This is a genomic window from gamma proteobacterium symbiont of Scutellera amethystina, assembly GCF_059730845.1.
Genome location: NZ_AP035936.1, coordinates 644,656 through 657,761 on the forward strand (window position 1 = coordinate 644,656; position 13,106 = coordinate 657,761).

The 13,106-nt window shown below is 57.0% G+C and carries 13 protein-coding genes; 4 read left to right on the forward strand and 9 right to left on the reverse strand.

Going from position 1 to position 13,106, the window contains the following annotated elements; all coding sequences use genetic code 11:
* Both AC6I79_RS23090 and AC6I79_RS23095 read right to left on the reverse strand, forming a co-directional pair.
* Entirely contained in the window at window positions 1-936 is a 936-nt protein-coding gene (locus AC6I79_RS23090; RefSeq protein ID WP_159377594.1) for an ABC transporter permease, read from the reverse strand.
* Window positions 929-2,461, reverse strand: a complete 1,533-nt coding sequence (locus AC6I79_RS23095) for an ABC transporter substrate-binding protein (protein ID WP_159377593.1) — start codon at window positions 2,459-2,461, stop codon at window positions 929-931. The genes AC6I79_RS23090 and AC6I79_RS23095 overlap by 8 nt, the downstream gene beginning before the upstream one ends.
* 200 nt (window positions 2,462-2,661) lie before the next feature.
* On the opposite strand from AC6I79_RS23095, the gene AC6I79_RS23100 reads away from it, so the two are divergent.
* The gene (locus AC6I79_RS23100) at window positions 2,662-2,847 is read left to right on the forward strand and encodes a tautomerase family protein (RefSeq protein WP_021508848.1); all 186 of its coding nucleotides are present in this window, start codon (window positions 2,662-2,664) and stop codon (window positions 2,845-2,847) included.
* Window positions 2,848-2,859: 12 nt separating this feature from the next.
* Here the strand turns inward: AC6I79_RS23100 and AC6I79_RS23105 are convergent, their stop codons facing one another.
* The 4 genes from AC6I79_RS23105 to AC6I79_RS23120 form a co-directional block, all read right to left on the reverse strand.
* On the reverse strand, window positions 2,860-3,618 hold the full coding sequence (locus AC6I79_RS23105; RefSeq protein ID WP_498027812.1) for an ABC transporter ATP-binding protein: 759 nt from the start codon (window positions 3,616-3,618) through the stop codon (window positions 2,860-2,862).
* On the reverse strand, window positions 3,615-4,646 hold the full coding sequence (locus AC6I79_RS23110; RefSeq protein ID WP_058770369.1) for a FecCD family ABC transporter permease: 1,032 nt from the start codon (window positions 4,644-4,646) through the stop codon (window positions 3,615-3,617). Before AC6I79_RS23110 ends, AC6I79_RS23105 begins: the two co-directional genes overlap by 4 nt.
* The gene (locus tag AC6I79_RS23115) at window positions 4,643-5,662 is read right to left on the reverse strand and encodes an ABC transporter substrate-binding protein (protein WP_159377591.1); all 1,020 of its coding nucleotides are present in this window, start codon (window positions 5,660-5,662) and stop codon (window positions 4,643-4,645) included. The genes AC6I79_RS23110 and AC6I79_RS23115 overlap by 4 nt, the downstream gene beginning before the upstream one ends.
* A gap of 239 nt (window positions 5,663-5,901) precedes the next feature.
* Window positions 5,902-6,711 (reverse strand): SDR family NAD(P)-dependent oxidoreductase, encoded by an 810-nt coding sequence (locus AC6I79_RS23120; RefSeq protein WP_159377590.1) that lies wholly within the window; start codon window positions 6,709-6,711, stop codon window positions 5,902-5,904.
* Between the two features lie 45 nt (window positions 6,712-6,756).
* Here AC6I79_RS23120 and AC6I79_RS23125 point away from each other — a divergent pair, with 45 nt between their 5' ends.
* Window positions 6,757-7,146: a winged helix-turn-helix transcriptional regulator gene (locus AC6I79_RS23125; RefSeq protein ID WP_159377781.1), complete on the forward strand. Its 390-nt coding sequence runs from the start codon at window positions 6,757-6,759 to the stop codon at window positions 7,144-7,146.
* A gap of 82 nt (window positions 7,147-7,228) precedes the next feature.
* On the opposite strand, the gene AC6I79_RS23130 is transcribed toward AC6I79_RS23125, so the two are convergent.
* Window positions 7,229-7,636 (reverse strand): winged helix-turn-helix transcriptional regulator, encoded by a 408-nt coding sequence (locus AC6I79_RS23130; protein WP_159377589.1) that lies wholly within the window; start codon window positions 7,634-7,636, stop codon window positions 7,229-7,231.
* A gap of 84 nt (window positions 7,637-7,720) precedes the next feature.
* On the opposite strand from AC6I79_RS23130, the gene AC6I79_RS23135 reads away from it, so the two are divergent.
* Window positions 7,721-8,659, forward strand: a complete 939-nt coding sequence (locus tag AC6I79_RS23135) for an aromatic alcohol reductase (RefSeq protein ID WP_132463359.1) — start codon at window positions 7,721-7,723, stop codon at window positions 8,657-8,659.
* 338 nt (window positions 8,660-8,997) lie between these two features.
* Window positions 8,998-10,821, forward strand: a complete 1,824-nt coding sequence (locus AC6I79_RS23140; RefSeq protein ID WP_159377588.1) for a methyl-accepting chemotaxis protein — start codon at window positions 8,998-9,000, stop codon at window positions 10,819-10,821.
* Between the two features lie 50 nt (window positions 10,822-10,871).
* Here the strand turns inward: AC6I79_RS23140 and AC6I79_RS23145 are convergent, their stop codons facing one another.
* Together AC6I79_RS23145 and AC6I79_RS23150 are read right to left on the reverse strand one after the other, a co-directional pair.
* Window positions 10,872-11,786: an EamA family transporter gene (locus AC6I79_RS23145; RefSeq protein WP_058770392.1), complete on the reverse strand. Its 915-nt coding sequence runs from the start codon at window positions 11,784-11,786 to the stop codon at window positions 10,872-10,874.
* Window positions 11,783-12,994, reverse strand: a complete 1,212-nt coding sequence (locus AC6I79_RS23150; protein WP_159377587.1) for an MFS transporter — start codon at window positions 12,992-12,994, stop codon at window positions 11,783-11,785. The genes AC6I79_RS23145 and AC6I79_RS23150 overlap by 4 nt, the downstream gene beginning before the upstream one ends.
* Window positions 12,995-13,106 lie beyond the last annotated feature (112 nt).

Sequence of the window (13,106 nt, forward strand, 5' to 3'; positions counted from 1 at the left end):
TCATGCGCGCGCCCCCCGGGGATCGAGCAGATGACAACCGGCATCCACCAGCATGTTCAGCAGGACAAACAGCAGGCCGAGCGTCATGGCGCTGGCCTGAATCACCGGTACGTCACGCGCAAAAATGGCGTGCACCAGAGCGTGACCGATTCCCGGCCATGCAAACAGGGTTTCCACCACCACCACGCCTTCCACCAGCCAGACAAACTGCATGCCAAACCACGTCAGCACCGGCGCGCTCAGATTACGCAGGCCGTGACGCAGCAGCAGGCGCGCGGGTGCCAGTCCTTTTTGCGCTCCCCAGCGATAGTAACCGGACGACACCACCTGCCAGGTGGCTTCGCGCACCACGCGCACGCCGACGGCCGTCAGCGACAGTGCCAGCGTCAGTGCCGGCAACAGGAAATGGCGCAGCTCGCCGTGACCGGCGCTCGGCAGCCAGTCGAGTTGCAGCGCGAACAGCAGGATCAGCAACATGCCGAGTGCAAAATGCGGCACCGATTTCAGCAAGGCGGTCAGCCAGAACAGCGCACGGTCAAGCCGGCCGTTGGCGTGGCAACCGGCCCAGATGCCGAGCGGCAGCGTCAGCAGCAACGCCAGCAGCAGCGAAACGCCCGCCAGCGCCAGCGTCTGGCCCAGCTGCCAGCGCAGCTCATCCATCACCGGCTCACCGGAAACCAGCGAGCGGCCAAAGTTAAACTGCAGCAGATCGAAGAGCCAGTGCATCAACGCACTGCCGCCGTTAAGCGCGCCGTTCAGCTCCTGCTGTACCCGCGCCACCGCGTCGGCATCGACGCGATCGTAACCATAGCGCCCCGAGGCGATACGCCACGCCATGTCGCCCGGCAGCGCCTGCACCAGCAGCCAGGTCAGTAATCCTACCGCCAGCACCACGAACAGCGCCTGCGCCATGCGCCAGCTGAGTTGTTTAATCATGGCTCCCCCAGTGCATCTGGCGCAGGCCGAAGTGGCGTTCAAACGGATCGAGTTTGACGCCCTGCAGCTGGCTGTTAACCGCCGCCGACTGCTGATACCAGGCCAGCGGAATCACCGGCAGTTCCTGTTGCAGCGCGCGGGTGATGACGCTGCGCGCCCCGGCGCGGGCTGCGCCATCGGTGGATTGCGTCAGCGTGTGGAGCGCCGCGTCGAAGCCTGCCGCATGCCAGTTCATCGCCCCCCAGTCACCGCCGTGGGTGCCATAATCCTGCAGCAGCGTTCCGGTCGGATCGGGCGTCAGGGCAAAATTACGCGCAAACAGCGCCAGCTGCAGACGGTTGTTGTGGTGCTGCGCCGGGATCTCGCTGGCGTTGGTCGCGTTGATTCGCACGTCTATGCCGACCTGACGCAGCTGCTGCTGAATCACCATCGCCATCAGCGGCAGCTCAGGGCGATCGGGATAGGTCAGCAGCGTCAGGCTGAAGCGCTGGCCGTTGCGTGTCAGTACGCCATCCGCGCCGCGTTGCCAGCCGGCCGACTGTAATAACTGAGCAGCCTGCTGCGGCTGATAGTGCAGCGGCGTGAGTGCCGGGTTGTGCCACTCTGCCATGTTAGGGGGAAACAGCTGGCTGGCTGCGCCCGGATAACGCAGCACCGCCTGCGCCAGCGCGTTGCGATCGATCGCCATGCTGATCGCCTCACGCACCGGCAGTTCCGCCAGCAGCGGATCGGCCAGATTAAGCTTCAGCATCAACGTGCGCGGCACCGGAATCGCCGGGATGTGCAGCGACGCTTTGCGTGCCAGCCGCTGCCGGCTGGCGGCATCAAGGTTAAACACGTAATCTGCATCACCGCTTTCTGCCAGCAGCGCACGGGTTTCCGCGCGGCCGGTCGCCAGATAGCTGGCGGCGGCAATCGCCGGTTTCTCGCCCCAGTAATCCGCGAAGCGCGCCACCGTCAGCGACTGCGGCGGCTGGAAGGAAGTGAGCGTAAACGGCCCGCTGCCAATAATGCGCGTGATGTTGCCCTGCGCATCCCAGCTGGCCAGTGCGAGGATTTGCGAGCGGCTTTCCGCCAGGACTGACAGCAGCGGCGTGAAGGGTTCACGCAGCGTGATGGTGACAAGCTGCCCTGCCCCGCTGATGTCGGCGATTGGCGTTTTGTCCAGTAAGCCCGCTTTGCCGCGTGCGGTGTTGAGTGATTTCACCACGGCAACCGCATCCAGCAGCGAGCCATCGTGAAAATGCACGCCGTCGCGCAGCTGGAACTGCCAGCGCAGCCCATCGTCAGAGACCTGCCAGCGCTGCGCCAGCGCCGCCACCGGCTCACCGCGTTCGTTCACTTCTACCAGCGTTTCAACCACATCCATGCGCAACAGAATGTCGCCGGAGAGCGCCGGATCGCTGCCTTTAATTTCAAACGGTGCGGCAATCCGCACCGGTTTTTCGGGTGTGCTCGCCGCCACAACGGCGCAGGAAGCCAGGCCGAGCGCCGCAGCGATCAGCAAATTTTGCATTGATTTCATTAAATTTTCCGAATAAACCGTTACACTATCATCGAATCAATTACGTTATAACATAACAATTCACACTTTAACACACGGCGTTTGCAGGGAATTCGTCAGCCGCTTGTTGCCTTTTAACCGTCGCGACAGGTTAACGCTGCGCGCGGCAGCCTGGCTGAGGTATGCTTGAGAAGAACTCTAACCCGTGAGGAAACGCCGTTATGCCAGAGATTGTCGTTTATGCTGCGGAAGGCCGTAGCGTTGAGCAGAAGAAAAAGTTACTCAAAGCCATCACCCAGGCGGTGGTGGATTCGTTTGAGATCGATGCTGATGTGGTCACCGTGTCGATTATCGAAACGCCGAAGCATCATAAATCTAAAGGCGGCGTGCCGTTCGACGAGCGTTAAGATCAGCCCGGTTCAGGCGTACTGAATATTCATGGAGCCGCGCTCGCTGCGGTTGACGATGGCCTCGACCTGCCACGTCCGCTGAATCAGGGCAGGCGTCAGCACGGCGGCGGGCTCACCGCTCGCCACCACTTGCCCGTGCTGCAGCACCACCAGATGCTGGCAAAATTTTGCCGCCAGATTCAGATCGTGCAGGGCCACAATCACCGTGACCGGCAGTGCGGCAATCAGCCGCATCAGCTCAAGCTGAAACTGAATATCCAGATGGTTAATCGGCTCATCCAGCAACAGGATATCCGGCAGCTGCGCGAGCGCACGCGCGATCTGGCAGCGCTGGCGTTCGCCACCGGACAGCCGCTGCCACGACCGCCCGGCCAGCGCATCCAGTTTCATCAGCGACAGCGCGTGCTGCACTGCCGTTTCATCTGCCGTCCGCCACGGGCTGAACGCGTTGCGATGCGGCGCCCGCCCCAGACGCACGATGTCGCTAACGCACATCTCAGCTTCCATTTCGGCATGCTGCGGCACGAAGGCCAGCGTACGGGCACGCTGCCGCCGGCTGAGTTGGTTCAGCCGCGTGCCGCCCATCTCCAGCCCGTAATAAGCACAAGGCTGAACGCCCGCCAGCGCACGGATGAGCGTCGATTTGCCCGAGCCATTAGGGCCGAGCAACCCGACCGTTTGTCCCCGCTGCGCCGCAAAACTGATGTCAGATAACACGCTGCGCGCCTGTAGCGTCACGCTCAGTTTATCCACCGCGACATACTTCATGATTTCTCCCGGTTGCGATACAGAATCAGGGCGAACACCGGAGCGCCGACTAGCGCCGTCACTACGCCTATCGGCAGCACCTGATGGGTGATTAACGTGCGCGATACCAGGTCGGCAATCACCATGAAATGGCAGCCGCCCAGGAATGCGAGCGGGATCGTCACCAGATGACGCGGCCCGGCAATCATGCGGGTGATATGCGGGATCACCAGCCCGACAAAACCGACCGCGCCAATCGCGCTGACGATTACCGCCGTCACTAACGCAGTGGTCAGCAGTAATACGATGCGCACCGCTGAAACCTGCGTGCCCAGCGTCGCGGAAACTTCCGCGCCAAACGAGAAGGTATCCAGCGCGCGCGCATGGTAGAGCACAGTCAGCAGACCGGCGAGGGTTACGGCAAAACACAGTAATGCATCTGCCCAGCGCACACCGCTCAGGCTGCCGAGCAGCCAGAACATCACGCCGCGCGACTGCTCAGCATTGGCCGCCGTGCTGACAATGTAAGCGGTCAGCGCATTAAATAATTGCGTCCCGGCAATACCGGCCAGAATGATGCGCGCGGTGTTTTCCCGCATGCCGCCGGAGAGCAGAACAATCAGCATAAATGCAAGACAGGCACCGCCAAACGCGCCGGCACCGGTGGTGATGGCCCCGCCGCCGATGCCAAGCAGCATCACGCACACCGCGCCGGTTGATGCACCGGCGGAAATCCCCAGCAGATAAGGGTCGGCCAGCGAATTGCGCAGCAACGACTGCAACACCAGCCCACACAGTGCCAGCCCGCCGCCGCTGCTCGCCGCCATCAGCGCGCGGCTCATGCGGTATTGCCAGACGATGCCGGCTTCCAGCGCCGGCAGGTCGTAATGGGTGATGCCAAGACCATTAGTGATGGCCTGCGCGGTCAGGGTAAAGCTGATCGCGACATCGCCGGTCGCCGCGGCCAGCGTCATCATCACCGGCAGACTGAGCGCGCCCGCAGCAATCAGCAGGCCGGTGCGCCAGTAACAGACAGCATGAGCGCTCATCGGGCAGGTGCGAAAGTAGCGATCTGCTGACCGATCAGCTCCACGGCCTCTACGTTGCGCAACGAGGGATTCAGTGACATGGCCGGTACCACCACAATGTGGCCGTTCTTCACCGCAGGCATTTCACGCGTCACCGGATCACTTTGCAGAAAATGTTTTTTAACCGCGACGTCATCGGCGGGATAGAGCCGCCGCGCCATGCTGGCAATAACGATGATGTCCGGCTGCGCGGAGACAATGTGCTCCCACGTGACCGCCGGCCACTCTTCGTCTGAATCGATAATGTTAGTCAGACCGAGCGTCTGGCTGATCCAGCCCGGCGCCCCTTTATTGCCGGCGACCCAGGGATCGCCTTTTAGGCGCGGGCTGGAAAACCAGTAAACCACCTTCAGAGGCGCTGACGGCGATTTGTGCAGCTGTTGCTGAACCTGTGCTATACGAGCGGCCAGTTGCTGTTTGAGCGCTTCGCCACGCGCCGGCACATCAAAAATGCGCGCCAGCGCGCTGATTTCCGCAAAGATCACCTCGATCCCATACGGTGTTGTGCGTGCACCGTCGCTATTGGACGTGGTGGTGACGGCTTTGCCGATGCAGTCGGCAGGCGAAATCCAGGTTCGGATGCCGAGCTGTTCAAACTGTTCACGCGTGGCGACTTCACCCTGCGGCCCGACGTGCCAGCTGTACTGCGCCAGCACCAGCTCCGGGCGCTGCGCCACCACCGCTTCAAAGCCTGGGGCGTTATCGGCCAGCCGTTTAAGCTGGCTGCCCTGCCCTTGCAAATCGGCGGGCAGCGCGCCAAACCACACCGAGGTTGCGGCAATTTTATCTGCCAGACCGAGCGCCAGCAGCAGTTCCGTTTCATGCTGGCCAACGGTGACGACGCGCGCAGGCGGATGAGCGAAGGTCTCTTTGACACCGCAGTTATCAACGGTGAGCGGATAGTTACTGGCATTAGCATTGAATACAGGAAGCGACAGCAGCGCCGCAATAAGCAGGGAGAGCGAGTTTTTCATCATGGTACTTTCATTGTTACGTTATAACATAACAATATGCATGACCAGGCGTGGACTGTCAATAAACAGGATTGGGCATACCGACCGGAACTGCGCGCATCATGAAGAGGATGACGTTAGGGTATAAGCAGGGCTGCAACAGCAGCCCGCCCAGTTCTGATAATTAAATCGGCTGTGATGATGTCATCGAATGAAGTACTAGCTGAAACAGAGATTTTATTCAGGATGTTGTGCGGCTGGCTTTAAAGTCCGGGCCACATACCGCCATCAAGCCTTAAATTTGAACCCGTTATGTAACCCGACAACGGGCTGGCCAGAAAGGTGATGGCGTCCGCTATTTCTTTGAGCGTCCCAACGCGCGCCATGGGCACATTGGCATACAGGGGCAATACGGCCTGTTCAATATCTTCCCAGGGCGCGTCAGCTGAAAACCCTGCATCTTTGGCCGTTTGACGAAATGCTTTTTCGAGGCTTGCACTATGAATAGTACCCGGTGAGAGAGTATTTACGGTTACACCATCGTGTGCGACCGCTTTTGCCAGCGATGAGGTCATGGCAATAATCCCTGCTTTAGCAGCAGCATAATCCGGACGCCTGGCGGGAGGCATCAACGCTGCCAGGCTCGAAATATTAATGATTCTGCCCCATTTTTGTTCACGCATCCCAGGAAGAAAAAGATTAATGACACGTAAGGCTGAAAGGACATTTTTATCATACCCAGCCGCCCAGGTTTCTGGCAAAGAAGACGTCCAGTCCTCTGTGGGGCCGGAGCCACCCGCATTATTAACAACAATATCAATGGATTGTACAAGCGAACAGACTTGCTGATAAAGCAGTTGAATATCTGCCTCACGGGTTAAATCTCCCGTTACTGCGTACGCTTGTCCACCTTGCTTTATGATATCGCTGGCGATATTTTCAGCTTTAGCCGGATCCCGGCCATGTATAATAACGCGGGTGCCTTCAGCGGCAAGCCCTCTGGCTACCGCTTCTCCAATACCTTTGGTGCTACCCGTTATCAGAGCACTTTTGCCGTCGAGTTTCAGATCCATTACTGTTCTCCAGAATACGTGAAAAATCTATTGGAAAATAAACTGATGAATGAATCAATTACGCACCTGAAAGTGCCTGTAGGCGATGATGAGAAAACACGTTGTCTCGGACCAGAAGGTTCGGTCGCTTATGTCACGCAATGTTTAACTATTATTTCCGGCAGATGGACACTGCAGATTTTATTCAGATTATTTGCGGAGCCTGTGATGCGTCACTCGCAATTCATGAAGAGTATGCCGGAGATATCGCATAAAGTACTGACTCAACATTTGCGCAAGCTTGAACGTGATGGGCTGATAACCCGCACTGATTTTGGTGAACAGCCCCCGCGTGTTGAATACGCACTCACGCATGCAGGCCATAATCTGATGCCCGTGCTGCTCTCAATGCGTGAATTCTCACGAGACAACCTGCCAAAACCGGGACAGGATTAATAGTGCAAAAAAATTGCACTATTGGCAGCAGGGAAATAATCACGCATCCTCAGCAAGGTCGTCATCGCGCAATTTAATGCCATTACTGATGAGGAGTATCAAACGTAATTCTGCTTTGCTTAAAATAGTCGGCCGACGAAATAATCCACGCCCAGAGCGGCATCATTTTCATCATCATTTCTTCGCCCGCGTCCGTGGCCGTATAAACGACACGCGGTACTTTTTCCTGATAATCACAACGGGAAATAAGACCGTCACGCTCAAGCGTACGCAGTGTGCGCGTCAGCATTCGTTGCGTGACACCCTGTAGTAAACGACCCATTTCTGCATGGCGCAACGGTCCATGGGTGACCAGAATATGCAATATACCCAGCGACCAGCGATTGCCGGCGTGTGAAAGAATTTCACGCTTTAATGTTTCATCATCGTGACTCAACGCCTCACAAAATTGTCTGGAAAACTGCAGCAGGGCTTCGCGATTGGGTTCCATCTCTCCTCCGGTATCACGGGTGTACCTGATTGAATCAGGGTTTGTCCGCTGTCAGGATGACGGATATAACCTAAGGAGACAAGCATGCTACCCGTTGATCAATATGTCGAAAATATTCTTATCCTCGGCGCAGGAGAATTAGGCATGGCGGTGTTAAACGCCATGGCTAAAAAAGTGCAGCAACATCCTCTGATTAAAATAAGTGTATTACTCAGAAGCGAGGCTGCGCATGCCACGTCCGGCCCACTTAAAACCCGGCTGGATGCGCTGCAAAAGCTAAATATCACTGTGGCGGAAGGCGACCTGCAGAAAAATAGCCTGAGCGAACTCTCAGCATTATTTCGCACTTATGATGCCATCATTAATTGCAGTGGTTTTGTCGGCGGGCCGGGAACGCAGCTCAGAATTACTCAGGCCGTGCTGAAGGCGGGTGTCGCCCGCTATTTTCCCTGGCAGTTTGGCGTGGATTATGACGTTATCGGCAAAGAGAGTGGGCAACCGGTATGGGATGAGCAGCTTGAAGTGCGCCACCTGCTGCGCGCCCAAAGCAACACTGACTGGGTAATTGTTTCGACCGGTATTTTTACCAGCTATCTGTTTGAACCCGATTTTGGCGTGATCGATGCCGGGAATAAAACGGTTTATGCCCTCGGTGACTGGAACTATGCCCTGACACTCACCACGCCAGACGACATCGGGCAGCTGACAGCCGATATCTTCTTTCATCAGCCCGCTTTTCAGAACGACATTGTTTATATCGCTGGCGATACGCTGACTTACGCAGAGCTGGCTGACCTGATGCAATCTCACTGGCAAAGCGCGGTCAGGCGAGTATTACTTAGCCGGGAAAGGCTACGGGAAGATGCAGAGCGTCATCCCCATGACACTGGCGCGGCCTACCGGCTGGCCTTTGCCCGTCCGGACGGTGTGGCATGGCCTAAACAGGAAACGTTTAATTACCGCGAACACATTGCCACCACCAGCGCCGCTCAGTGGCTGACGAACCAGCCAGCGGAGTCCTGAGAATTTCAGGCGTAGCGGAATGTCCTCAGGCGCAACGCCTGGCCTGAGGGCTATCGGGCCCTTCGCCTGAAATCCCGGCGCTTTGACAAACCGGCAGGTTGCGTCAATACTTTCCCCCGCACCGCTATCCGCCAAAATCAGTACCAGTCTAAAACAGAAAACCCGAGCTCCACGCCTGCCCTACCGTTGCAGCCCTTCCCCAAGCATAGCTCATCTAATAAATTTAGGTGATTATATGTTTTTTAATTATTTTAATTGAAATTAATCATCTCCCTGCCGATAACGCCATTGCCATCAGGCAAAAGCGTGGACAACAACAACCAGGGAGATTCACCTTAATGAAAAAAATACGTGTTTTTTTGGAAGATATCAGAGTCAGCAGAAAACTCATGCTCGGGTTTGGTGTGCTGCTTACCCTCAGCATTGCTGTAGCTTCCTGTGGCATCAAAAACCTGCACGACATCGCGGAACGTGCGGAAAAACTCAGCCAGTTGAAAGGCATCAACGATCAGTTTGCGCAGGCTAAAGATGCCCGCCTGCAATACGTAAAAACCCACGATGAAAAATTCATTGCCGACAACGAATCGCGACTGCAGGCGATTGAGGGCAGTATCAACCAGCTGAAAACCTGGCGATGGGATAGCGCGCAGACCGCGCTGATTGCCTCTCTGCCGGCTGCGATGAACCTTTATCGTCAGCATCGTGCAGAAACGGTGAACGAAGTGCATAAGCGCCAGAGCATTCTGCAGGCGCTGCGCTTCAGTGACGAAACCACGGCGGTTGCCGCGCTGGCCAGAAACTACGTCAGCACACAGCAGGATACGGCAACCGCGCTCAATGAAATCGCTAAATATCTGAATGGTATCAGTATTCGTGTAAAGCTGATGGCACTGGACAACAGTGAAGAAAACCGTCTGGCTTTGTCAGGCTTTATAGCTGAAACGATTCAACTCATTGACCAGGCTCGACCACGCCTGAGCGCTGATGACAGCAACGCGCTGGATAAAATTGCCGTAACGCTGGCGGCCAGACGCGACAGCGTGCAGGACTACAACGCCTCCGCGGAAGAAGAAGTGGAAGCGACCCGCCAGCTTGCCATCGCGGGCCTGCATCTGACTAATACCAGTAATCAATTATTTACCCAGCAGCTGGCCGCCACGCACCAGGATATCGCCCGGGCAATCCTGTGGATGTCGCTGATCCTGGCGGCGGCTGTGGTAATCAGCATTCTGATTGCGGTGTTTATCACCCGGCAGATTACCCGTCCTTTAGCGGTAACACTGAACGTCGCGCGGCAGATTGCGCAGGGAGACTTGAGCGTACAACTGCACACTTCGCGTAAGGACGAACTGGGCGAGCTGATGCAGGCGGTCGGTGAGATGAGCAACGATCTGCGCGGCATCATTGGTAACATTCGCAGCGGCGTGATGCAGGTCAGCCACGCTTCCGCAGAAATTGCTGCAGGCAATAACGATCTTTCCGCCCGCACCGAGGAGCAGGCGGCCGCGCTGGAGCAGACGGCAGCCAGCATGGAGCAGTTAACCGCTACCGTGAAGCAGAACGTTGAAAACATTCATCACTCCAGCGAACTGGCGCGCGCCACTTCGGAGAAGGCCAATCAGGGCGGCTCGCTGGTCAAAGGCGTGGTTGAAACCATGGACCAGATCAGCGCCAGCTCCGGCAAAATCGCTGAAATCACCACCGTCATTAACAGCATTGCTTTCCAGACCAATATCCTGGCGTTAAACGCAGCAGTAGAAGCAGCGCGCGCCGGTGAGCAGGGACGCGGCTTTGCCGTGGTCGCCAGTGAGGTGCGCAGTCTGGCGCAGCGCAGCGCTCAGGCGGCCAAAGAGATCGAAACCCTGATTGGCGAATCGGTGGCGCGTATCAGCAGTGGTTCACAGCTGGTAGGTCAGGCCGGTAAAACCATGGATGAAATTGTACATTCCGTTGGCAACGTAACCAGCATCCTCGCCGAAATCGCGCAGGCATCCGATGAGCAGAATCGCGGCATTTCGCAGGTCGGCGTCGCTATCGTTCAGATGGACAGCGTGACGCAGCAGAACGCCGCGCTGGTGCAGGAATCATCGGCCGCCGCCAGCGCACTGCGCGATCAGGCGTCGACACTGGAAGGCTCAGTCGCGCGTTTCGTGGTGCAGTAAGCGGATTTTCACTGACAGAGAGAGCGGGTGGGATGCCCGCTCTTGTCGGATCACGGCTCATCAGCGGGCTGCTGATCACAGCGAATCCGACTGCGGATGAAATAACGTTTGATGCGTTGTCCATACAACCCAACCGCCAGCCCGGTAATAATCAGTACCAGCGCCAGGATTTTCATCGGAGAAATAACTTCACCAAATATCATCATCGAACCGAGAATGCCGAATACCGGCACCAGCAGCGATAATGGCGCGACGGTGGAGACAGGATACTGTTTGAGCAATGAATTCCAGATCCAGTAGCCTAATAACGTATTGGGGTAGACCTGAAACAGAATGGATAATATCGCACGGGTATCCATATGGCTGATTAATGCGCTATAGCCCGTGCTGCCATTAATTAATCCGTCCAGCAGGAAAAGCGGAAGCGGCGAAAAGGCGCTCGACCAGACCAGAAACGCGAATACCTGCTTCGTGCCGGCTTTTTTCATGATGATATTGGCAATACTCCAGGCTATGGCGCCTGCCAGCACCAGCAGCAACCCGGCAAACGTCACCGAGCCGTCGGTAATAAACACAATGCTCATCAATCCGCTGCACGCCAGCACAAAGCCAGCGATCTGATAGCGGCTGAGCTGTTCTTTAAACACATAACTGCCGAGCAGCAGAGTGAAAAAGGCACTGAACTGCAGCACCAGCGAGGCGATCCCCGCCGACAGCCCGGTTTTTATCCCCAGATTGACCAGGCCCCACAAGCCAATGCCGAACACCAGTCCGTAGCCAATAAGGTAGCGCCACGGGACGTCAGGTTTTTTAATAAAGAAGAGCGCCGGGATGGCACACAGCGTAAAACGCAGCCCTGCCAGAATAAATGGATCGATGGCGTGCAACCCTAATTTAATCACCGAAAAATTAATGCCCCAGATGGCGGTAATACCGATGGCCAGCAGCAGGTGTGATAATTTCATGATTGACGTGTTCCATACCAGAGAATAAGTGCGCAGGCACTGACCAGTGCCCCGCCGCCGCACACGGCATACCATCCCCAGTGCGCATAGAGTTGGGTGGCAGTAATAGCGCCCAGCGCGCTGCCTGCCGCATAAAAACACATATAGGCACCGATAAGCCGGCTGGTGATAGCGGGTTTGCCGGCAATCAGCATGCTCTGGTTGATGACATGCACCGTCTGCACCGCGAAATCCAGCATGATCACGCCAATAACCAGCAATAATAAAGAAGTCTGCGCGAAGGCGATGGGAAGCCACGAGAGCGTTAGTAAAACCAGTGCGCATCCGCTGGCGCGCTGCCCGGTTCCCCTGTCAGCCCAGGCGCCACTTCTGGAAGCCGCCAGCGCTCCGGCTATCCCAGCCAGACCAAACAGCCCTGTTTGCGTATGGGAAAGCGACATGGCCGTGAGCGGCAAAACCATGGAACTCCACAACATGCTGAACGCGGCAAAAATCAGCAGAGCCAGCGCGCCGCGCTGACGCAACAAGGGCTCGGTGACGAAAAGACGCGGGACAGACCACAGCAGTCCGGCCACGGAAGTGGCTGTGGTCTGCGGACCGGCAGCAGGTATCACTTTCATCAGCAGCACGGTAATCAGCAGCATCAACGCGGCTGAGGTCATATACACCGCCCGCCAGCCGGCGATATCGGCGATGATGCCCGAGACCAGGCGCGCCAGCAGTATGCCCATCACGATGCCACTGGTGACGCTGCCTACCACCTTGCCACGCTGAGCCGGTGCCGACAGGATAGCGGCCCACGCCACCACGGTTTGCGTCACCACCGCCATCAGCCCCACCAGCAGCATCGCCACCAGCAGCGCCAGCAAACTCTCTGCTAACGCCGCCGCGATCAGGGCCAGCACCGACAGCAGCAGGTGCGTGACCACCAGCTTTTTGCGATCAAAGCGATCGCCGAGCGGCACCAGCAAGAACAATCCCATGGCATAACCCGCCTGCGTTGCCGTGATGACCAGGCCGATGGTGCCGGGCGAAACCAGCAGCGTTGCGGAGATGGATTCCAGCAATGGCTGCGCAGAATAGACATTGCCGACAGCCAGCGCGCAGGTCAGTGAGAACAGAAAAATGATGTGAGGCGACAGCACTGAGGTCGTCGCTGGCGAAAGAGGCGCCTCAGAGGTTGCAGGGGTATCACTGGTGCAAGTCATGTTGCATCCTTATGTGGTTTTTTTTTGAAACCGATTTATTCTATAAGTAGCAGCGGAGGTTTTTTTTTGCAACTTGTTTTACTGAAGGCTAAGCTGCCGTCAGTAAATCAGC

Coding starts and splice junctions, on each gene's coding strand:
- AC6I79_RS23110 (WP_058770369.1), bottom strand. CDS start 4,646: ATGAGCGCTCATGCTGTCTGTTACTGGCGCACCGGCCTGCTGATTGCT.
- AC6I79_RS23090 (WP_159377594.1), bottom strand. CDS start 936: ATGATTAAACAACTCAGCTGGCGCATGGCGCAGGCGCTGTTCGTGGTG.
- AC6I79_RS23115 (WP_159377591.1), bottom strand. CDS start 5,662: ATGATGAAAAACTCGCTCTCCCTGCTTATTGCGGCGCTGCTGTCGCTT.
- AC6I79_RS23135 (WP_132463359.1), top strand. CDS start 7,721: ATGCTACCCGTTGATCAATATGTCGAAAATATTCTTATCCTCGGCGCA.
- AC6I79_RS23130 (WP_159377589.1), bottom strand. CDS start 7,636: ATGGAACCCAATCGCGAAGCCCTGCTGCAGTTTTCCAGACAATTTTGT.
- AC6I79_RS23120 (WP_159377590.1), bottom strand. CDS start 6,711: ATGGATCTGAAACTCGACGGCAAAAGTGCTCTGATAACGGGTAGCACC.
- AC6I79_RS23150 (WP_159377587.1), bottom strand. CDS start 12,994: ATGACTTGCACCAGTGATACCCCTGCAACCTCTGAGGCGCCTCTTTCG.
- AC6I79_RS23105 (WP_498027812.1), bottom strand. CDS start 3,618: ATGAAGTATGTCGCGGTGGATAAACTGAGCGTGACGCTACAGGCGCGC.
- AC6I79_RS23140 (WP_159377588.1), top strand. CDS start 8,998: ATGAAAAAAATACGTGTTTTTTTGGAAGATATCAGAGTCAGCAGAAAA.
- AC6I79_RS23145 (WP_058770392.1), bottom strand. CDS start 11,786: ATGAAATTATCACACCTGCTGCTGGCCATCGGTATTACCGCCATCTGG.
- AC6I79_RS23095 (WP_159377593.1), bottom strand. CDS start 2,461: ATGAAATCAATGCAAAATTTGCTGATCGCTGCGGCGCTCGGCCTGGCT.
- AC6I79_RS23100 (WP_021508848.1), top strand. CDS start 2,662: ATGCCAGAGATTGTCGTTTATGCTGCGGAAGGCCGTAGCGTTGAGCAG.
- AC6I79_RS23125 (WP_159377781.1), top strand. CDS start 6,757: ATGAATGAATCAATTACGCACCTGAAAGTGCCTGTAGGCGATGATGAG.